Source organism: Isoptericola sp. NPDC056573 (assembly GCF_042793335.1).
In the GTDB taxonomy this organism is placed as follows: Bacteria; Actinomycetota; Actinomycetes; order Actinomycetales; family Cellulomonadaceae; genus Isoptericola.
Window position 1 is genome coordinate 316,421 of the sequence record NZ_JBHTUY010000003.1, and the last position, 19,975, is coordinate 336,395.

Annotated in this window: 18 protein-coding genes and 2 tRNA genes; 13 read left to right on the forward strand and 7 right to left on the reverse strand. The window is 74.9% G+C overall.

All coding sequences use genetic code 11. The annotated features are described in order from the left end of the window. Positions 1-136: 136 nt before the first annotated feature. The 3 genes from ACFQ8E_RS06605 to ACFQ8E_RS06615 all read left to right on the forward strand — a co-directional run bounded on the left by ACFQ8E_RS06605 (position 137) and on the right by ACFQ8E_RS06615 (position 2,224). Positions 137-1,357, forward strand: coding sequence for an MFS transporter (locus ACFQ8E_RS06605; protein ID WP_430549780.1), 1,221 nt, complete (start codon positions 137-139; stop codon positions 1,355-1,357). Positions 1,358-1,421: 64 nt separating this feature from the next. After that, a complete protein-coding gene (locus tag ACFQ8E_RS06610) occupies positions 1,422-1,895 on the forward strand; it encodes an SRPBCC domain-containing protein (RefSeq protein WP_430549781.1) in 474 nt (157 codons plus the stop codon). Continuing rightward, positions 1,892-2,224, forward strand: coding sequence for an ArsR/SmtB family transcription factor (locus ACFQ8E_RS06615; protein WP_430549782.1), 333 nt, complete (start codon positions 1,892-1,894; stop codon positions 2,222-2,224). Before ACFQ8E_RS06610 ends, ACFQ8E_RS06615 begins: the two co-directional genes overlap by 4 nt. Positions 2,225-2,321: 97 nt before the next feature. Here ACFQ8E_RS06615 and ACFQ8E_RS06620 read toward each other — a convergent pair. The 5 genes from ACFQ8E_RS06620 to ACFQ8E_RS06640 all read right to left on the reverse strand — a co-directional run bounded on the left by ACFQ8E_RS06620 (position 2,322) and on the right by ACFQ8E_RS06640 (position 4,426). Continuing rightward, positions 2,322-2,394: transfer RNA gene (locus tag ACFQ8E_RS06620), tRNA-His, on the reverse strand. A gap of 71 nt (positions 2,395-2,465) precedes the next feature. Continuing rightward, a complete protein-coding gene (orn, locus tag ACFQ8E_RS06625) occupies positions 2,466-3,104 on the reverse strand; it encodes an oligoribonuclease (protein ID WP_430549783.1) in 639 nt (212 codons plus the stop codon). A gap of 154 nt (positions 3,105-3,258) precedes the next feature. Next, positions 3,259-3,438, reverse strand: coding sequence for a hypothetical protein (locus ACFQ8E_RS06630; RefSeq protein WP_430549784.1), 180 nt, complete (start codon positions 3,436-3,438; stop codon positions 3,259-3,261). 205 nt (positions 3,439-3,643) lie between these two features. Further along, positions 3,644-3,717: transfer RNA gene (locus ACFQ8E_RS06635), tRNA-Arg, on the reverse strand. A gap of 328 nt (positions 3,718-4,045) precedes the next feature. Then, complete coding sequence (locus ACFQ8E_RS06640; protein ID WP_430549785.1) at positions 4,046-4,426, reverse strand: winged helix-turn-helix transcriptional regulator; 381 nt, start codon at positions 4,424-4,426, stop codon at positions 4,046-4,048. Between the two features lie 140 nt (positions 4,427-4,566). On the opposite strand from ACFQ8E_RS06640, the gene ACFQ8E_RS06645 reads away from it, so the two are divergent. The 7 genes from ACFQ8E_RS06645 to ACFQ8E_RS06675 all read left to right on the forward strand — a co-directional run bounded on the left by ACFQ8E_RS06645 (position 4,567) and on the right by ACFQ8E_RS06675 (position 13,017). Beyond that, a complete protein-coding gene (locus ACFQ8E_RS06645; protein WP_430549786.1) occupies positions 4,567-5,463 on the forward strand; it encodes an NAD(P)-dependent oxidoreductase in 897 nt (298 codons plus the stop codon). Then, on the forward strand, positions 5,460-6,326 hold the full coding sequence (locus ACFQ8E_RS06650; RefSeq protein ID WP_430549787.1) for an NAD(P)-dependent oxidoreductase: 867 nt from the start codon (positions 5,460-5,462) through the stop codon (positions 6,324-6,326). The genes ACFQ8E_RS06645 and ACFQ8E_RS06650 overlap by 4 nt, the downstream gene beginning before the upstream one ends. Before the next feature lie 60 nt (positions 6,327-6,386). Continuing rightward, on the forward strand, positions 6,387-8,063 hold the full coding sequence (locus ACFQ8E_RS06655; RefSeq protein WP_430549788.1) for a GTPase: 1,677 nt from the start codon (positions 6,387-6,389) through the stop codon (positions 8,061-8,063). Continuing rightward, positions 8,060-9,649 carry a GTPase gene (locus ACFQ8E_RS06660; protein WP_430549789.1) on the forward strand — a complete coding sequence of 530 codons (1,590 nt, stop codon included), beginning with the start codon at positions 8,060-8,062 and terminating at the stop codon, positions 9,647-9,649. Before ACFQ8E_RS06655 ends, ACFQ8E_RS06660 begins: the two co-directional genes overlap by 4 nt. A gap of 48 nt (positions 9,650-9,697) precedes the next feature. Then, complete coding sequence (locus ACFQ8E_RS06665) at positions 9,698-10,126, forward strand: single-stranded DNA-binding protein (RefSeq protein ID WP_430549790.1); 429 nt, start codon at positions 9,698-9,700, stop codon at positions 10,124-10,126. A 128-nt stretch (positions 10,127-10,254) separates the two neighbouring features. Continuing rightward, positions 10,255-11,937 carry an energy-dependent translational throttle protein EttA gene (ettA, locus tag ACFQ8E_RS06670; RefSeq protein WP_430549791.1) on the forward strand — a complete coding sequence of 561 codons (1,683 nt, stop codon included), beginning with the start codon at positions 10,255-10,257 and terminating at the stop codon, positions 11,935-11,937. 120 nt (positions 11,938-12,057) lie between these two features. Continuing rightward, positions 12,058-13,017, forward strand: coding sequence for an aminoglycoside phosphotransferase family protein (locus ACFQ8E_RS06675; RefSeq protein ID WP_430549792.1), 960 nt, complete (start codon positions 12,058-12,060; stop codon positions 13,015-13,017). Positions 13,018-13,041: 24 nt separating this feature from the next. On the opposite strand, the gene ACFQ8E_RS06680 is transcribed toward ACFQ8E_RS06675, so the two are convergent. Then, positions 13,042-13,434 (reverse strand): carboxymuconolactone decarboxylase family protein, encoded by a 393-nt coding sequence (locus ACFQ8E_RS06680; protein ID WP_430549793.1) that lies wholly within the window; start codon positions 13,432-13,434, stop codon positions 13,042-13,044. A 49-nt stretch (positions 13,435-13,483) separates the two neighbouring features. Between ACFQ8E_RS06680 and ACFQ8E_RS06685 the strand changes: the two genes are divergently transcribed. The 3 genes from ACFQ8E_RS06685 to ACFQ8E_RS06695 are packed head-to-tail and all read left to right on the forward strand — an operon-like array spanning position 13,484 to position 17,803. Then, positions 13,484-15,493 (forward strand): dynamin family protein, encoded by a 2,010-nt coding sequence (locus tag ACFQ8E_RS06685; RefSeq protein ID WP_430549794.1) that lies wholly within the window; start codon positions 13,484-13,486, stop codon positions 15,491-15,493. Then, the gene (locus ACFQ8E_RS06690) at positions 15,490-17,244 is read left to right on the forward strand and encodes a GTPase (protein ID WP_430549795.1); all 1,755 of its coding nucleotides are present in this window, start codon (positions 15,490-15,492) and stop codon (positions 17,242-17,244) included. The genes ACFQ8E_RS06685 and ACFQ8E_RS06690 overlap by 4 nt, the downstream gene beginning before the upstream one ends. A gap of 55 nt (positions 17,245-17,299) precedes the next feature. Then, entirely contained in the window at positions 17,300-17,803 is a 504-nt protein-coding gene (locus ACFQ8E_RS06695; RefSeq protein ID WP_430549796.1) for an acyl-CoA thioesterase, read from the forward strand. 115 nt (positions 17,804-17,918) lie between these two features. Here the strand turns inward: ACFQ8E_RS06695 and ACFQ8E_RS06700 are convergent, their stop codons facing one another. Next, positions 17,919-19,838, reverse strand: coding sequence for a glycoside hydrolase family 6 protein (locus ACFQ8E_RS06700; protein ID WP_430549797.1), 1,920 nt, complete (start codon positions 19,836-19,838; stop codon positions 17,919-17,921). Positions 19,839-19,975: the final 137 nt, after the last annotated feature.

A 19,975-nucleotide genomic window follows, 5' to 3' on the forward strand; every position in this document is an offset into this window, starting at 1 on the left:
CGGGGGTGCGGTCGTCGCTCGCCGCCCGGGGCGACCGAGCGTGGTGAGAAATCTGCAACCGAGGGGTTGCATAGTGACCGAAGGTCGTGTCACCGTGTTATGCAACCGTAGAGTTGCATGATGAGGAGGGGTTCCGATGAGTGATCGACAGAGTCGTCGTCCGCAGGTCGGCCGCTCACGGGTGACGCTCGCCCTGGGCGTGCTGTTCGCGGGGACGTTCGTGACGGGGTGTGCCGAGATGCTCGTGATGGGCATGCTCGATCTGATCGCCGTGGACCAGGCCGTACCGCTGTCGGCCGTGGGCGTGCTGGTGTCGGCGAACGCGCTCGGCATCGCGGTCGGCGGTCCGACGCTGACCTTCCTGACCGCCCGGCTCGACCGGCGGCCGGTGCTGCTGACCGCGCTCGCCGTGTTCACCGGGCTGAACGCGCTGCCCGCCCTGGGAGCCGGCCTGGACGCCTTCGTCGCCGCCAGGGTCGCGATCGGTGCCGTGGAAGGGCTCTTCATCGCGGCAGCGATCACCACGGCGACCTCGATCGTGCCCCGCGAGCGGGTCGGTCGGGCGATGGCCGTGGTGATCTCCGGGTTCGCCGTCTCCGGCGCGGTGGGGATGCCGCTGGGCCGGTTGCTCGGCGAGGCCGTGGGCTGGCGTGCGTCGTTCCTCGCCGTCGTCCTCGCGGCCGCCGCGGTCCTCCTGGTCGCCCTGGTCGTGGTGCCCCGGGTGCACGCCGGGACGGAGGTCGGGCTGCTGGGCCAGCTGAGGTCCGCGTTGGCCCCGCGCGTGCTGGCGGTGCTCGCCGTGGGCGTCCTCCTGTTCGCGGGCGCCTCGGCGGCGCAGACCTACCTCGTCCCGTTCCTGGACGAGATGGCCGGGGTCTCCGGGCCGTGGATCGGGGTCTGCCTGATGGGCTTCGGGATCGCTGCCGCGGTCGGCTCCTTCGGCGGCGGCAGGTTCGCCGACGCCGGTGCCGCGCGCGCCCTGACGCTCGGCACGGTCGGCGTGACGGCGTCGCTCGTCGCCATGGGCGTCGCGGGCGTCAGCCCGGTGATCGCGGTCGCCGCGACGGCCGGTCTGGCCGTGTGCGGCGCCGGCGTCACGAGCCCGTGGCAGCACCGCGTCGAGGACCTCGCCGGGCCCGGCGCGATCCTCGCGGCCTCGCTGCCCGCGTCGGCCGGCAACCTCGGCGATGCCGTCGGCGCCTTCCTCGGAGGGCGGATGATCGACGTGGGCGGCGTCCCGGCGGCGGTGCTCACCGCCGCGGCCCTCGCCGCGCTGTCCATCGTTGCCGCGATCGCCAGCCGCGCCCTGCGGCCCGCGCCCTTGCCGCGGGAGCCCGAGCCTGCGACCGTCCACTGACCGCCGAGCGCGACGAGAGCACGACGACAGCGCGACGACAGCGCGACAAGAGAAGGAGAAGCAGATGGAGAGCGCGCGGAACCCTCAGGCCGTGGTCGACGCCGACACCTTCAGCGTGCGACGCACGATCCACATCCAGGCGTCTCGCGACAAGGTCTGGCGCACCGTCACCGAGCCCGAGCTGATCTCGCAGTGGTTCGGCCGGCTCGTCCTCGACGGCGGCGGTGCCGGCGCCGCCGGCACCGTGGGCTGGCCGGGAGAGCGCCGGGTCCCCATCCGGGTCGAGACGTTCGACCCGCCGTCGGAGGTGTCCTACCGGTGGTGCAACGAGGACGGCCCGCTGCCGAGGACCGTCGACGACCCGCGGGCGACGGTGTTCACGTTCACGCTCGAGGAGGCCGTCGGCGGCACCCGGCTCACCGTGGTCGAGACAGGGTTCGAGCGCACCGGTGACCCGGTGGGACTCATGGCCGACCACCGTGACGGCTGGGACGGGGAGCTCGACAAGCTCGTCGACCTGGTCGAGGGCCGCGCATGAGCGGCGGGTCGCCGGCGGACGGGACGGTGGTCGCGATGTGCAGCGCGCTCGGCGACGAGACGCGGTGGAGCATCCTGGCCGCCCTCGGCGAGGGCGACGCCTCGGCGTCCGCCCTCGCCCGGCGCCTGCCTGTCACCCGGCAGGCCATCGCGAAGCATCTCGCGGTGCTGCACGAGGTCGGCCTCGTGGAGACGGTCCAGGTCGGGCGCGAGGTGCGGTACCGGGTCATCGGGACGCGGCTCAGCGCCACCGCCCGGCGTCTCGACGCCATCGGCGCCGCATGGGACCGCCGTCTCGCCGCGCTCCAGCACGTCGCCGAGAACCTCTGACGCGGTCGTGGCGGACAAGGTCCGGGAATGACGAACGGCGGGGTCCGAGGGGGACCAGAGAAATCTCTCTGGCCGCTCTCGGACCCCGCCGCATCGGGGTGGCTAACCGGGCTTGAACCGGCGACCTCCTGGACCACAACCAGGCGCTCTACCGACTGAGCTATAGCCACCATGGCCCTGTGACTGCGACCGAAGCCGAAGCACCGGGCCGTCGAAAAGTGTACATGCTCCGCGGGGCGGTTCAGGCCTCCGTGCGGTGCCGGGTGACGGACGTCTCGCTGACGCGCTCGGCGACCGCGCGTGCCGTCTTGGTGTCCGGCCCCGGCTGGGGCACGAACAGCGCCTCGCGGTAGTACCGGAGCTCGTCGATGCTCTCCAGGATGTCCGCGAGCGCGCGGTGGCCGCCGTCCTTCTTGGGGGCGGCGAAGTACACGCGCGGGTACCAGCGGCGGGCGAGCTCCTTGATCGACGACACGTCGACGATCCGGTAGTGCAGGTGCCCCACCAGCTCGGGCATGTCCCGGTCGAGGAACATCTTGTCCGTGCCGACGGAGTTGCCGGCCAGCGGCGCCTTGCCCGGCTCGGGCACCCACTCGCGCACGTAGTCGAGCACCGCCTGCTCGGCGTCGGCGAGGGTCATGCCGCCGGAGAACTCCTCGATGAGGCCGGACGAGGTGTGCATGTCACGCACGAAGTCGTTCATCTGCTCGACGGCTTCCGCGGGAGGCGCGACGACGACGTCCACCCCCTCGCCGAGCACGTTCAGCTCGGAGTCCGTGACCACGGCGGCGACCTCGACCAGCGCGTCAGCGCGCAGGTCCAGGCCGGTCATCTCGCAGTCGATCCACACGATGCGTTCGTTCGGGTTCGCGGGGCTCACGGGGCCAGCCTACGGTCCGCGCGCCGGGGGGAAGGTGGGGGACATGACGAGGGCCCCGCTGCTCCGGAACGTTCGGGGAACGGTCCGGGCCGCGGGGCCCTCGTGGCGGTGTCACCGCCGGGTCGGTACCCGGCGGGCGCTCGCCCGGCGGGTGTCATGCGGTCAGCCGGTCGAACAGCGACCGGGAGAGACCGGTGCGCGGGCGACGGGCGTGCGGCTGCCGGCGCTGCTTGCGCTGCTCCTGCAGTCGGCGGACGGTGCGTTCGCGTTCGGCCTCTTCGAGGCGCTCGCGCTGGATGACCTGCACGAGAAGCAGGTTCTCCGGGGGAAACATGGTGATGGTGTCCTTCGTGACGTGGGGTCGTCGGTCCGGGCCAGGGACCACCCGTGCGACCGGTGTCTGACCGGCCGCGCGTCACCGCGGTGCAGGTAAGAGTCTGCCGGGACGTCGTCGTCGGGCGCACGGCTTTTTCCCAGGTCATCACGCCGGCGGGGTGGCGCGACGTCGGTGTCGGCCACATGCCGCCGTTGCGTATCGGTGCCTCCGGCAGGATTCGAACCCGCGACCCGGTCATTAGAAGTGACCCGCTCTATCCAGCTGAGCTACGGAGGCAAGCGACCAGAGTTTAGCCCAGTCGGTGCTGGTCACGACCGTGCTGGGTGCGCCCCTGGTCGCGGAGCATGGGAAGACCCATCGACAAGGACAAGGGCGATCTTGGCGTGGCGAAGGCCGATGCCGGCGCGATCACCGTCCACTTCCGATCCGTCTGGAACGACCGCCAGGGCACCCACGCCACGCCGACGGACAAGACCGCGATCGACGTCGTCCGCATCTCCTGTCCCGAGACCGCCGAGTGCTGCTACGGGTCAGCGCAACGGTGTGCTCGACGCCGCCACGTTCCGAGACCTTGCCGTCCTCGCGCAACGGCGCCCGTGAAAGGTCAGGGCCGGGGCATCGCCGCCGCGTCGGCGTGGTCGACCAGCTCGCGACCCTCGCGCCGGATGCGTTCGGAGCCCCAGGTGCCGAGCGGGGCGAGCGCGTCGTTGAGCGCCCGGCCGTGCTCGGTCAGCGCGTACTCGACGCGGGGCGGCACCTCGGCGTAGACGGTGCGCACCACGAGGTCGTCGGCCTCCATCTCGCGCAGGTGCTGGGTGAGCATCTTCTCGCTCACGCCGGGCAGGCCGCGGCGGAGCTCGGCGAAGCGGCGCACGCCGTGCTCCTCGAGCTCCCAGAGGATGAGGCCCTTCCACTTGCCGCTCACGACGTCGAGCGCGGCGTCGATGCCGCAGACGTAGGGGCCGCGACGGGTGCTGACGGTCATGGGTGCTCCTCGGCCGGGGTACTTCCCTCGAGGTAAGTACCGCAGTAATTAGTGCGTACTTCTCAGCGTCTCCGTACCCCCAGAGCATGGAGGCACAGCGGCATCACCACAAGGCACGACGCACCAGAGGAGCACCGCGCATGACTGCACAGCACGCACCGGTCACGGTCATCGGCCTCGGCCCGATGGGGCAGGCGATGGTCCGCAGCCTCCTGACCGCCGGCCACCCCGTCACCGTCTGGAACCGCACGGCCTCCCGCGCCGACCACGTGGTCGCCGACGGCGCGCTCCTCGCCCCCACGCCGCGTGCGGCGCTGGAGGCGGCGGAGCTCGTCCTGCTCAGCCTCACCGACTACGCGGCGATGGACGCGATCCTCGACGGCGCGACCGACGCGCTCGACGGCCGCACGCTGGTGAACCTGAGCTCGGACACCCCGGAGCGCACCCGCGAGGCCGCGGCGTGGGCGTCCGCGCACGGTGCGGCGTTCCTCACCGGGGGAGTGATGAGCCCCGCTCCGACGGTCGGCACCGACGACGCGTACGCGTACTACTCGGGCCCCCGGGACGTGTTCGACCGTCATCGCGAGGTGCTGGCGGAGCTCGCGGCGCCGCGGTACGTCGGCGCGGACCCCGGGCTGGCGCAGCTCATGTACCAGGCGCAGCTCGACGTCTTCCTCACGGCGCTGTCCGCCCTCATGCACGCCACCGCCCTGGTGGGCAGCGCCGGCATCCCGGCACGGGACTTCCTCCCCGAGGCGCTGACGACGCTGACCGACATCCCGGCGATGCTCGCGGCAGGGGAGGGCGGGCGGGAGAGCACCGGTGCGCAGATCGACGCCGGGCGGCACCCGGGCGACCTGAGCACGGCGACCATGATGGGCGCCACCGCCGACCACCTGGTCGCCGCCAGCGCGGCGGCCGGGATCGACGTCGGCCTGCCGCGGGCGGTGCAGGAGCACTACCGCCGCGCGATCGACGCGGGGCACGGGGCCGACGGCTGGACCCGCATCGTCGACGGCATCCGGGACCCGCGATGAGCCGCGGGACGGAGCCGGTCGCGCTGCTCGGGCTCGGCGTCATGGGACGCGAGCTCGCCGCGGCGCTGCTGGACGCCGGTCGCGAGGTGACGGTGTGGAACCGGTCGCCCGGCCGGGACGCGGAGCTCGTGGGGCGCGGCGCCCGCCGCGCCCCCGACGCCCGGGACGCCGTCCTCGCGGCGTCGACCGTCGTCGTCTGCCTCTACGACCACGCGTCGGTGCACGAGACGCTCGAGCCGCTCGCCGAGCAGCTGCGTGGTCGCGTCGTGGTCAACCTGACCACGACCACCCCGAACGAGGCCCGTGCGGTCGCCTCCTGGGCGTCCGACCACGGGGTGCGCTACCTCGACGGCGCGATCATGGCGACCCCGCCGATGATCGGCCGCCCCGGCGCGGAGATCCTGTACAGCGGCGACGAGGGCGTGTTCCGCGAGACGCGCGGCGTCCTGGACCGCTGGGCGACGAGCACCTTCGAGGGCGCGGACCCAGGGCGGGCGTCGCTGCTGGACCTCGCGATGCTGTCCGGGATGTACACGATGTTCGCGGGGTTCCTGCACGGCGCCGCGATGGTCGGTGCCGACGGTGTGGACGCCACCGGCTTCGCGCGGCGTGCGGCGCCCTTCCTCGCCGCGATGACCGAGGCGTTCGCGCTCGACGCGGCGGTGATCGACGGCGGCGACTACTCCGCGCCCGTGCAGAGCCTGGACTGGTCCGACCTCGGGCACCTGGTGCGCGCGAGCGAGGAGCAGGGCGTGGACCCCGCGCCGATCGCGATGGTGGAGGAGCTGCGCCGGCGCCAGGTCGACGCGGGGCACGGCGCGGAGGACTTCGCGCGCATCTACGAGAGCCTGCGCCGCCGCTGAACCCGCCGGCGACCGGCGCGCGCGTTTGGCACGGAACGCGCCAGCGGGAAGGATGTGCCCGTGACACCTTCCCTGGAGACCCGTGCCTCGCGCCGTGCCGCGAGCAGGAAGGACGCCGGGGCTGGCGAGGAGATCGGCGTCACCGTCCACGACGTCGCCCGCGACCTGCGTCGTGACGTCGCGGCGGTCGAGCTCCCCCTCCCGATCGACGGGGCGCAGGAGGCGGCGGCCTCCCGCGACCGGCTGCTCGCCCAGCTCGACGAGCACCTGCTGCCGCGCCTCAAGGAGCTGTCGTCGCCGGCGGTCGTCGTCGTCGCCGGGTCGACCGGTGCGGGCAAGTCCACGCTGTACAACTCGCTGCTGGGGGAGGCCGTCTCCGAGGCCGGCGTGCTGCGCCCCACGACGCGCGAGCCGGTCCTCGCCCACCACCCCGCGGACGCCGACGTCATGTCGGCCGGACCCGTCACGGAGCTGTCGCGCGTGGTGCAGCACGAGGGCGTGCCGCGCGGGACGGCCCTGCTGGACGCGCCCGACCTGGACTCGTTCGTGCAGCAGAACCGCTCGACGGCGCAGCAGCTGCTCGAGGCCGCCGACCTGTGGCTCTTCGTCACCACGGCCGCGCGCTACGGCGACGCGCTGCCGTGGCAGGCGCTGGCCCGCGCCACGGAGCGCGGGGCGTCGGTGGCGATGGTGCTCAACCGGGTGCCGAAGGAGACGCTGACCACGGTGCGCGGCGACCTGCTGCAGCGCCTGCGCGAGCACGGCATGACCGACGTCCCGCTGTTCGTCGTCCCCGACGTCGGCCCGCACGAGGGGCTGCTCGACCCGTCCGTCGTGCAGCCGGTGCGGCGCTGGCTCACCATGCTCGCCGGACCGGACCGCTCGCGCGCCGTCGTCGTGCGCACCCTCAAGGGCGCGCTGGGCGCGCTGCCCGGCTGGGTGACGTCGCTCGCGGACGCGATCGACGCGCAGCAGGAGGCCGTGCACGTGCTGCGCCGCCGGGTCACGGAGGAGATCCCCGCGGCGGAGCAGCTCGCCCGCGACGCGGTGGCGGCCGGTGTCGTCGCCGGGGCGTCGGTCGAGGCGCGCTGGCGAGAGCTGTCCGGCACCGTCGGCGTCGACCGCGTGAAGGTCCGCGGCGACCGGGCGCGCAGCACGCGCCGCGCCGGCCGCGCGCGCGAGGCCGCTCTCGAGGACCTCCGGTCCGACGTCGTCGACGCCGCGGCGCGCACCCTGGCGGCGTCCGGCGCCCGGGTCGAGGAGCGGCTGCGTGCGGTGCTCGCCGGCCCGGGCGCTCCCGCCGGCGGCGAGGCCGTCGCCCCCGACGGCGCGGCCCGCACGGCGGCCCGCGAGGCCGACGTGCCGGGTCGGGTCGCGCAGTGGGCCGACCGGGCCGACGCCGTGGTCTCCGAGCTGGTCGGGGAGCTCACCGGCGACGCCGCGTCGGGCGCCCGGGTCGAGGCCGCCGTCAAGGCGTTCGGGGCGCGCGGGCTCGCCACCCTGTTCCTCGCCTCCGCCGCGGGCAGCGGCGACGCCGACCGCCTGCTGGAGCGCGTCCTGGGGGACCTGGCCGCCCAGCCCGTCGCCACCCTGCGCGACGACCTCGGCGACCGCGCGGCCGCCGTCGTCGACGCCGAGGTGCAGGCCGTGCTGGACGACCTCGGTCCGTCCGAACCCGCCGACGACGCGGCCGCGGGGCTGCGCGTGCGGCTCGCCGAGCTCAGGAGGCTGACATGACCGAGAGCCCGTCCCACGACGCGACGCTGCGCGCCCGCACCGAGGACCTCGCGCAGGCGCTCGAGATCGCCGGGCCGCGGCTGGACGACGCCACGTCGCGGCGCGTGTCCGCCGCGGTCGAGGGCGTGCGGGAGCGGCTCGCGCTCGGCGTCGACCACACGGTCGTGGCGTTCGCCGGAGGCACGGGCTCGGGCAAGTCCAGCCTGTTCAACAAGGTGTCGCGGCTGAGCTTCGCCGACGTGGGCGTGAAGCGGCCGACGACGGCGCGCGTCACGGCGTGCTCCTGGTCGGACGGCGCGGAGGCGCTGCTGGACTGGGTGGGCGTGGACCGCGAGCGGCGCATCACCCAGGGCGGGGAGCTCGACGGCGGGGACGAGGAGAAGCTCGCCGGGCTGGTGCTGCTCGACCTGCCCGACCACGACTCCGTCGAGCCCGCGCACCGCGAGGTCGTGGACCGCGTGCTGCCGCTCGTGGACCTGCTGGTCTGGGTCGTGGACCCGCAGAAGTACGCGGACGACGCGCTGCACTCGGGGTACCTGCGGGACTCCGTGGGCTCCGAGTCGTCGATGGTGGTGCTGCTCAACCAGGTGGACACGGTGCCGGACGCGCAGCGGGAGAACCTGCTGGCCGACCTGGCGCGACTGCTCGAGGACGACGGCCTGACCGGCGTGTACGTGCAGGGGGTGTCCGCGAGGACGGGCGAGGGGATCGACCGCGTCCGGGGCCTGCTGGAGGAGGCGTGCGCGCGGCGGTCGGTCGCGGCGGGTCGCGCGGCCGCCGAGCTGGACGTCGCGGCGCGGCTGCTGCTGGCCCAGACCCCGGCGGAGGTGCCGTGGCAGATGGGCCCCGCCGTCGAGCGCGAGCTGGACGCGCTGGTGGCCGCGACGGGGCTGGCCGCGGTCGCGAGCCAGGTCGGCAACGCGGTGCGCAACGGCTACGGCCGGCCCGAGGTGCCGCCACCGGACCGGGACGCCGTCGCGCTCTCGCGGGCCCGCTGGCTGACCCGGGCGGGCGCGTCGCTGCGGCCGGGGTGGCAGCGGTCGCTCGCCTCCTCGGTGGCGGGGGCGGACCAGCTGCGCACGTCGGTGGCGGGCGCGCTGCGCGGCGTCGCGCTCGACACGCGGGGCCCGTCGGCGGCCCGCGCGCTGCGCCGCACGGCGTGGGTGCTCGGCGCCGTCGCGGTGGTCGCGGCGGTCGTGGGAGCCCTCGCACTCACGGGCGTGCTCGACCTCGCCTCGCCCTGGCCGGCCGTGGTGCTCGCGGTGGCCGGCGTCCTGGCCGTGGCCGCCGTGGTGGTGGCGTTCGCGGGCACGGCATCGCGGCGTACGCTGGCGCGCAAGCGCGAGCAGGCCGTGGCGTCCGCGGGCCGGGCGGCCCTCGAGCGCGTGCTGGCCGAGGGGCTCGGTGAGCCGACGCAGAAGCTGCTCCACGAGCACCGCCGGGTGCGCGAGCTCGCGCAGGCGGCCACCGAGCTGCCGACGTCGCAGCCGCTCACCGGGTCCCTGAAGCTGCCCACAGGTTCCGAGCTGGCGCCGTCGTCCACAGCCACGCCGAAGGCGGGGGCGCACCGGGCCTCGGGCGACTGATCCTGGGGGCCCGTCGGCGCCTGCCGGCGGCGGACCCAGGAGGAGCGCATGAACGAGGTCAGCATCACGGTGAACGGGTTCGTCGGGACGAAGCCGACGCTGCACCGGTCCGACGGCGGCGTCGAGTGGACCACCTTCCGCGTGGCGAGCACGCGGCGTGTGCGCGACCCGCGCAGCGGTGAGTGGTCCGACGGCCAGACGCTGTGGTTCACGGTGAAGTCCTTCCGCGCCGGGGCCCGCAACGTGGCGGAGTCGCTGGCGCAGGGCGACCCCGTGGTCGTCACGGGCCGGCTGTCCACCGAGGAGTGGACGGACAAGGACGGCAAGGACCGCTGGCAGCTGGTCCTCGACGCGCACGGTGTGGGCCCCGACGTCACCCGCGGGCTGGCGCGGTTCACGCGCGTGGTCGACCGGACGGATCCCGAGGACGTGCCGGAGCCCGATCGGCAGCCCGAGCCGGTGCCGGTCGGCGTGTGAGGCCCGAGGTCGCGTAGGCTGGTGGACCGGCCGCCATGCCGGTCCTCCAGCCTGCCCGCTGGAGCCTCGAACCTCTCGGACCCGATCCCTCGGGTTCGCCGCGCGATCGAACGGTGGAAGCAGAGCCAGTGGCTGAGTTCATCTACTCCATGTACAAGGCGCGCAAGGCGCACGGCGACAAGGTCATCCTCGACGACGTCTCGCTGAACTTCCTGCCCGGCGCCAAGATCGGCGTCGTCGGCCCCAACGGCGCCGGGAAGTCGACGATCCTCAAGATCATGGCGGGCCTCGAGCAGCCGTCGAACGGTGAGGCGCGCCTCTCCCCGGGGTACACGGTCGGCATCCTCATGCAGGAGCCGCCGCTCAACGAGGACAAGACCGTGCTCGGGAACGTCGAGGAGGCGGTCGGCCCGCTCAAGGCGAAGATCGACCGGTTCAACGAGATCTCCGCCCTCATGGCGGAGCCCGACGCCGACTTCGACACCCTGCTGGCCGAGATGGGCACGCTCCAGGAGGACATCGACGCCGCCGACGCGTGGGACCTCGACTCCCAGCTCGAGCAGGCGATGGACGCCCTGCGCTGCCCGCCGCCGGACGCCGACGTGAAGGTGCTCTCCGGTGGTGAGCGACGCCGCGTGGCGCTGTGCAAGCTGCTGCTGGAGAAGCCGGACCTGCTGCTGCTCGACGAGCCCACCAACCACCTCGACGCCGAGTCGGTGCTGTGGCTCGAGCAGCACCTGGCCTCCTACCCGGGCGCCGTCCTCGCCGTCACGCACGACCGGTACTTCCTCGACCACGTCGCGGAGTGGATCTGCGAGGTCGACCGCGGCCGCCTCTACCCGTACGAGGGCAACTACTCCACCTACCTGGAGAAGAAGCAGGCGCGCCTGGAGGTGCAGGGCAAGAAGGACGCCAAGCTCGCCAAGCGCCTCAAGGACGAGCTGGACTGGGTGCGCTCCAACGCGAAGGGCCGTCAGACGAAGTCGAAGGCGCGCCTGGCCCGCTACGAGGAGATGGCCGCGGAGGCGGAGCGGACGCGGAAGCTCGACTTCGAGGAGATCCAGATCCCCGCGGGCCCGCGCCTGGGCAGCGTCGTCCTCGAGGCCAGCAACCTGCAGAAGGGCTTCGACGGCCGCCAGCTCATCGACGGCCTGAGCTTCACGCTGCCGCGCAACGGCATCGTCGGCGTCATCGGCCCGAACGGCGTCGGCAAGACCACGCTGTTCAAGACGATCGTCGGCCTGGAGCCGCTCGACGGCGGCGACCTCAAGGTCGGCGAGACCGTCAAGATCTCCTACGTCGACCAGTCGCGCGGCGGCATCGACCCGAAGAAGACGCTGTGGGAGGTCGTCTCCGACGGGCTCGACTTCATCAAGGTCGGCAACGTCGAGATCCCGTCGCGCGCCTACGTGGCGTCGTTCGGCTTCAAGGGGCCGGACCAGCAGAAGCCCGCGGGCGTGCTGTCCGGTGGTGAGCGCAACCGCCTCAACCTGGCGCTGACCCTCAAGCAGGGCGGCAACCTGCTGCTGCTCGACGAGCCCACCAACGACCTCGACGTCGAGACCCTCGGCTCGCTGGAGAACGCGCTGCTCGAGTTCCCGGGCTGCGCCGTCGTGGTCTCCCACGACCGGTGGTTCCTCGACCGCGTCGCGACGCACATCCTCGCGTACGAGGGCACGGAGGAGGACCCGGCGAACTGGTACTGGTTCGAGGGCAACTTCGCCTCGTACGAGGAGAACAAGGTCGAGCGCCTGGGCGCGGACGCCGCGCGCCCGCACCGCGTGACGTACCGCAAGCTCACGCGCGACTGAGCGCGCGGGCTCCGCGCCCGCACGACCAGCGCGACGCCCCCGGCACCCCGTGGTGCCGGGGGCGTCGCGCGTCAGGGAAATGCCTGGGGCGCGGGATCGCTCGTCGGCGATACTCCTGCGATGACCGCGACGACCACCCGCACCCGCCCCACCTGGCCCGACCTGCCCGCCGCCGTGCGCGCGGGGATCGAGGCGCGGCTGGGGGCGGCCGTGACGGGGTGGACCAGCCACGACGGCGGCTACTCCCAGGGACTGGCGTCCACGCTGCGCACCGACCGCGGCACGGTGTTCGTCAAGGCGGTGTCGACGGAGCACGAGTTCACGGTCCGGCTGTACCGCCAGGAGGCGGAGCGTGCGGCGGCGCTCGGCGAGGCCGTGCCCGCACCACGCCTGCGCTGGACGACCGAGGTCGCCGACGGGCACGAGTGGGTGGCGCTGGCCTTCGACGCCGTCGAGGGCCGCGCGCCCGCGCAGCCGTGGCGGGAGGACGAGCTGCGTGCCGTGCTCGACCTCGCCGCGGAGGTGGGGGAGCAGGAGGCCGCGGCGGGCGTGCTGCCGGAGTTCGCCGCCGAGCTGCCCGCGCAGCTCACCGGGCGGCTCGCGGCGGAGCGGCCGGCGGGCCTCGCGTCGTACGACCCGTGGCTCGCGGAGCACCTGGACCGGCTCGCGGCGCTCGAGCTCGAGGCGCCGGCGGCCGTCGCCGGCGACCGGCTCGTCCACGGCGACCTGCGCGGCGACAACGCGGTGCTCGTCGAGCGCGGGCCCGGTGGCGCGAGCGGGCTGCGCGCGGTCGCCGTCGACTGGGCGTACCCGGGGCGGGGCGCGGCGTTCTGCGACCTGGTGGGCATGCTGCCGGCCGTGCAGGTCGAGGGCGGGCCGACGCCGGAGGGGGCGCTGCGGCTGCGCCCGCTGCCGTCGGGGACCGACGAGGACGCGGTGACGGCCTACCTCGTCGCGCTCACCGGGTACTTCGTGCACTCGTCGCTGCAGCCGCCGGTCCCGGGCATCCCGCACCTGCGGGCGTTCCAGCGCGCCCAGGGCGAGGCGTGCGTCGCGTGGCTGCGCCGTCGTCTGGCCTGACGGGCCTGACGTCGCGAGCGCGCGTCAGGACGACGCGAGCGGCAGCTCGCAGACGTCGGAGTACCCCTGGCTCCGCACGCCCGCCGCGGAGAACGAGCGCGACCGCAGGTTCTCGACGGCGACCATCTCGGTGAGCTCCACCGTCGCGGCGGAGCCGAGGCGGGCCACGAGCGCGGCGACCATGTCGTCGGTGACGGTGGGCGGTGTCGCGGTCATGGCCTCGGCGTACGCCATGACGTCGCGCTCCAGCTCGGTGTAGACGCCCTCGGTCTCGCGCCAGCGCGGCACCTGGCTGACCTTGGTCGGGTCGAGCCCCGGTGCCTCCTGGCGGCGGGTCCGTGGGCCGGCGCGCGGCACGCCGTCGTGCCCTCCCATGGCACCGCGGATCGCGTGGTCCGGGTCGGTCGGGTGCGCCATCTCACAGGTCGGCTCTGCACGGATCGTCCCTGATGGGCAGACTGGGCACATGACCGACCCGGACACGACCGCCGCCCCCGACCCGAGGGACGACGCGGCGGCCCGGGAGCTGGTCGACGCGCTCGAGACGCTGCGCTCCCGGCTGGGCGCCCTGCGCCTGCCGCTGGAGACTCCCGGCGTGGGTGCGGCGCGGGCCGACCTGCACCAGGCCGTCGACCAGCTCGACGACTACCTGCTGCCGAGGCTGCGGGCCGAGCGGGCGCCGCTGCTGGTCGTGGTCGGCGGGTCGACGGGCGCGGGGAAGTCCACCCTGGTCAACTCGCTGCTCGGGGAGCCGGTGTCCGCGCCGGGGGTGCTGCGCCCCACCACGCGCGCGCCCGTCCTGGTGCACCACCCCCTCGACGCGCGGTGGTTCACCACCGACCGCGTGCTGCCCGGGCTGGCGCGCGTGTCGTCCTCGGGCCAGGTTCCGGACGCCGGGACGGCCGGGGAGCACCAGGGCTCCGACAGGGCGCCGACGGCGGAGGGAGCCGCGGCGCTGCGGCTGGTCGCGAGCGAGGCGCTGCCGCAGGGTCTCGCCCTGCTCGACGCCCCCGACATCGACTCCGTGGAGACCGCCAACCGCGAGCTGTCCGCGCAGCTCCTGGGCGCGGCCGACCTGTGGCTCTTCGTCACGACGGCGGCCCGGTACGCCGACGCCGTGCCGTGGGACCTGCTGGGCCAGGCGGCGCGACGCCGCGCGCAGGTCGCCATCGTGCTCGACCGCGTGGACCCGGGTGCGGAGGTCGTGGCCGACGACCTGCGCCGCATGACGGTGGAGCACGGCCTGGGCGACGCTCGCGTCTTCGTGCTCGGCGAGGCCGCCGAGCAGGGGCCCGGGGCCCTGGTGGACGGTCTCCTGCCGGAGGCCGCGGTCGCGGAGGTCGCGACGTGGCTGTCCGGGCTGGGCGGCGACCCGGAGGCGCGGGCGCGGGTGATCGCCGCCACCCGGGACGGCGTGGTGGACGACCTCGTGCGGCGCGCCGTCGCCCTCGCGGAGACCGCGGACGGCCAGGAGGTGGCCGACGCCCGGCTGCGCGACGCCGTCCGGCGGTACCACGCGGAGGCGCTGGAGCAGGTGGAGACGGCGACGTCGGACGGCGCGCTGCTGCGCGGCGAGGTGCTGGCCCGCTGGCAGGACTTCGTCGGGACGGGGGAGTTCTTCCGGTCCGTCGAGGCGGGCGTGGGGCGCGTGCGGGACGCCGTCGCCCGGTTCTTCCGCGGCCGCCCGAAGGAGGCGCCGCAGGTGGAGCAGGCCATCGCGCACGGGCTGGAGTCGGTGATCCTCGACGCGGCGGAACAGGCCGCCGAGCGCACGTTCGCCGCCTGGCGGGGCGACGGCGCGGGCGCGGCGCTCCTGGACGGCCTCGACCTGGCCCGCGTCCCGGCGGCCCTGCGCACCGAGGTGGCGGAGCAGATCCGCGGCTGGCAGGAGGACGTGCTCGGGCTCGTGCGCGAGCAGGGCGCGTCGCGCCGCGGCACCGCCCGCGCGGTGTCCTTCGGCGTGAACGCGCTCGGCGTCAGCCTCATGGTCATCGTCTTCGCCTCGACGGCCGGGCTCACGGGTGCCGAGATCGGCATCGCCGGCGGCACGGCGATCGTCGCGCAGAAGCTGCTCGAGGCCGTGTTCGGCGACGAGGCCGTGCGCCGGCTGGCCGCCCAGGCCAAGGAGCGGCTCAACGGCCGCGTCGACGCGGTGCTGCGCGGGCAGGCGGCCCGGTACACGGCGCAGCTCGACGCGCTGGGCACGCAGCAGACCGGGGCCGACGGCGTCCGGGACGCCGCCCACCGGGTCGCCGCGGCCGCCCGCGCCGAGCGGGCGGCCCGGGCCGTGCCGCAGGAGGGCGTCACCCGCCCGTGGAGCGGCGGCCTGCTGCGCGGCGCGGGCACCTTCCGCCCGCCCGAGGCGCCGCCCGGCACCGACGACGCGCCGGTCCCCGAGGAGGGCGTCCCCGCCCGCCGGGGCGGCTGGTGGTCGCGCCGCCGGTCCCGCTCCCGGGGCGAGGAGGGGGACCGGTGAGCCGGATCGACCTCGCGGACCGGACCGGGGCGCTGGAGACGGCGATCGTGGCGGCGAGCGGCCGCCTCGACCGCGAGCTGCTCGACGACGCCCGGGGCGTCGTGAAGCGCGCCCGCGAACGCGGCGGCCTCTCCGCGGAGCACACCGTCGTGGCACTCGCGGGCGCCACCGGCTCCGGCAAGTCGAGCGTGCTCAACGCCGTCGCGGGCTCGGAGATCGCGACCGTCGGGGTCCGCCGCCCCACGACGTCCCACGCGGTGGCGGCGGTCTGGGGCGACGGCGCCGGGCCGCTGCTCGACTGGCTGGAGGTCCGTCGGCGTCAGGAGATGCCGACGCCGACGGACGACGACCCCGGTGAGGGCCCCGGTGCGGCTCGCCCCCGGCGCGGGCTCGCCCGCCTGCGGGGGAGGCGCGTCCCGGCGGGGATCTCGACCGGGCTGGTGCTGCTCGACCTGCCCGACCACGACTCGGTGGTCGTGGAGCACCGGGTGCGGGCCGAGCGGCTGGTGGAGCGGGCCGACCTGCTGGTGTGGGTGGTGGATCCGCAGAAGTACGCCGACGCGGCGTTGCACGAGCGGTACCTGCGCCCCTTGGCGGGCCGGTCGGAGGTCGTGGTCGTGGTGCTCAACCAGACCGACCGGCTGTCCGACGCCGAGACGGACGCGATGCTCGCCGACCTGCGCCGGCTGGTCGCCGCCGACGGGCTCGGTGGCGCCCGGGTGCTCGCCGTGTCGGCCGCGACCGGGCGGGGGATGGACCAGCTCAAGGGGCTGCTCGCCGAGGCGGCGGCGCGCCGCGAGGCGGCGACCGCGCGGCTCGCCGCGGACGCCCGCGCCGCCGCGCAGCGCATCGCGGACGCGTGCGGTTCCAGCCCGGCGTCGCACGCGGGGGAGCGGGCCGCGGACGCGCTGGTGGATGCCCTCGTGGCCGCCGCGGGGGTGCCCACGGTCGCGGACGCGGTGGCGGCCACGCACCGGCGGGACGCGCACCTGGCCACGGGCTGGCCGGTCACCCGGTGGGTGTCGCGGCTCCGGCGCGACCCACTGCGGCGGCTGGGGCTCCGGCGGGGCGCAGGAGGGCCCGGGGCGGGCGGGTCGCCCACCGGTGGGTCGGGGGGCGGCGGCGCACCCGAGCGCCCCGACCTGGTGCGCAGCTCCCTGCCGACGACGCGCCCCGCCGTGCGTGCGGCGTCGGCGTCGGCGGTCCGCCGGTACGTCGACGAGGTCACCGAGGGCGCGCCCGACCCGTGGGTGCTGGTGGCGCGCGGCCGGGCGCAGGACGCGATCGACCGGCTGCCCGGGGACCTCGACCAGGCGGTCGTCGGGACCCGGCTGGAGGCGGCGCGGCGGCCGCGCTGGTGGGCTGCGGTGGGTGCCGTGCAGTGGGTGCTGCTGGCGGCGGCCGTGGTGGGGCTGCTGTGGCTCGCCGCCGCGGCGGCGGTGGAGTACTTCCGGCTGCCGCCGCTGATCCTGCCGGTGCTCACCGTGGACCTCACGGGCTCCGGCGGCGGGGTGCTCGAGGTGCCGTGGCCCACCCTGCTGGCGATCGGGGGGCTGGTGGCAGGCCTGCTGCTCGCGCTCGTCGCGCGGGTCTTCACGGCGTGGGGCGCGCGCCGCCGGGCGGCGCGGGTGCGCCGTCGCCTGCGTGAGTCCGTCTCGGGCGTGGCGGACCGGTTGGTGCGCGTGCCGGTGGGGGACGAGCTCGCCGCGCTCGCGCGCTGCCGCGCCGCGGCGGCGATCGCGGCCGGCTGACGCCGGTCCCGGGACGATGCCGGTCCGGGGCCGACGGCGTGCGACGATGCGAGCCATGACCCGTCTGCACGTGCCCGTCCCCCTGCGCTGGTCGGACCTCGACGCCTACCAGCACGTCAACAACGTCGCGATGCTCCGCCTCCTGGAGGACGCGCGCATCACGGCGTTCTGGCGGCACCCGGAGGCCGTGGACGGCGAGGAGTGGCCCACCGCCGTCCTCGACACGGGCCCGCACGCCACGTCGCACACGCTCGTCGCCGGGCAGCAGATCGAGTACCTGCGCCCGCTCGCCTTCTCCCGCACCCCGGTCCGGGTGGAGATGTGGATCGGCGCGATCGGGGGCGCGAGCCTCGAGGTCTGCTACGAGGTGCACGACGGCGTCCCCGGCGGCTTCGACCGCACGGGCCCGGCGTCGGGCGGCAAGGCGTACGTCAAGGCGGCCACGACGATCGTCGTCGTCGACGCCGCGATGGGCGCGCCGCGGCGCATCGCCGACGTCGAGCGCGCGGCCTGGGAGGCCTACCTCGAGGACCCCGTGGCCTTCCGGCGCCGCGGCTGACGCACGAGGTCGTGCTCAGCAGGCCGAGGTAGGACGAGTCTCGCCGAGGTCGTGGCCCAGTCCACTAGCTCGGCGAGACGCGTCCTACCTCGGCGATTCCGGTGCTACCTCGCGGTCAGCTGCAGGGCAGCGGGCCGTCGGCCGGCGAGGTGCCGTTGGCGACGAAGCCCACCGTGGCCTGCGCGCCGGCGGCGAGGTCGGCGTTCCACGCCGCCCCCGTGATCGTCCCGCCGGACAGCACGCCGCCCCACAGGTTCGTGGTGGACAGTCCCGCCGGAGCGGTCACCGCCCACCCCGGCGCGCCGTCGTCACCCGCGGTGACCACGATCTGGCCCTGGTACCCGCCCGACCACGAGCTCGTCGTCGAGTACACCGCCGTGCACGCCCCGTCCGTCGGGTCCGGGCCGCCGTCGTCCGGACCCGTCGTCACGCTCACCGGCGCCGACGCCGCCGACACGTTCCCCGCCGCGTCCCGCGCCGTCACCGTGATCTCGTACGACGTCTCCGGCTCCAGGCCGGTGAGCGTGGCCGACGTCGACGTGGAGGTCGTCGCGGCCGCGCCGTCGACCAGCACGCCGTAGCTCGTGACCCGCGTGTCGTCGGTCGACGCCGACCAGGTCACCTGCACGCTCGTGCCGTCCGCGGTGGCGGTCACGCCCTGCGGCACGCTCGGCGCGGTGGTGTCGGGGTCCGGGCCGGGGTCGGTGCCGCCGTCGCCGATCGCCGGGTAGGCGTTGGTCACGAGCATCTGGAACTGGCTCTCGAACCACTTGCCGGACAGCGGCGCGTCCGGGAGCGCGCCGGTGAGGAGGCCGCCCAGCTTGGGCGAGTTGAACGTCGGGTCGCACATCCGGTCGAAGTGCTTGCCCTCGTCGTTCGGGATCTCCTCCGAGGACCCGTCCGACTCGCCCGGGGGCTTCACCCACACGAAGGCGTCGAGGTGCGACTCGGGGTAGCCGGCGGGCGTGGCCTGGGGCCGCTCGCCGATGCCCGCGCCGGACGGGTTGCACCAGGCGCCGCGGTGGTTGCGGCGGTCGACGCGGGACTCGTCGACGTAGGTGTTGAGGTCGCTCGACGTGCTCTCGGCGGCGGGCCGGTCGGGGCCGCCCCAGCCGTTGCGGGAGGTGTCGATGAGCATGCCGATCGAGGCGGGGAAGCCCTCGGCGACGAGCAGGTCGTACAGGTGGGCGGTCCAGTCCGTCTCGTCGAAGTCGGCGTTCCACTCGTAGAACTCGGCCTGGCGCACGAACCCGCCGCTGCCGAAGTTCCCGTCCTCGAGGAACGGCTCCGCCAGGGGCGTCGAGTTCGCCGTGTTGGTGACGAATCCGGCCACGGAGTCGAAGCCCGCCTCGGTGCTGCCCACGACGTCGGCGAAGAGCTGGGCCGCGGGCTGCGCGTTGTTCGGCCAGCCGAGCCAACCGGCGTGCGCGGCGTCGATGTAGCTGTACACGTTGCCCACGTCGTGCAGGCGGTCGAGCGCGTAGGCGACGCCCTCGCGGTAGTACGGCGCGGCCTGCTGGCACAGCGGCTCGCTGCTGTTGGTGACGAGGTTCGGCAGCGAGTCGGGCTCGACGGTCGCCACGATCCGCAGGTCCTCGTACGCCGGGTCGTCGAGGACGTCGACGATGGCGTCGATGTACTCGGTCTCGTAGCGCTCCATGCCCTCGTCCGTCGCGGGCAGCTCGCCGTTCGAGGCCAGGGCGTAGCAGTCGCGCCCGGGCAGGTCGTAGATGACGACGTTGAAGACCAGCGGGGTGTCGCCCTGCTTCTGCGCGAGCGCCGCGTCGAGGTGCGTCCGCAGGCCGGGGCCGTCGGCGTTGCCCTCGATGGCGCTGATCCGGTCCATCCAGACGGACGTCGGCTCGTTCGCGATGGCGCGCATCGAGTCGCCGAGGGCTCCGCCGGCACGCTCCGCGGCGGCCGTGACGTTGTCGGACCAGTACGCGTTGACGTACTGGTCCGCGCCCGCGAAGGGGTTGTCGACGCGGGGTTCGGCCGCGCCCGCCGAGGTGGCGGCCGTCAGCGGCGCTGCCACGAGCGCGGCGACGGCGGCCGTCGTGGCGGTGGCACGGCCGTGTGGCAGTCTCCGTTGCCGTCCCCGTTGCGGCGCGCCCTTGCGCCGTTCCCAAGCTGATCGCACAGGAGCCTCCTGGATCGTCAGGTGCCCGGGCC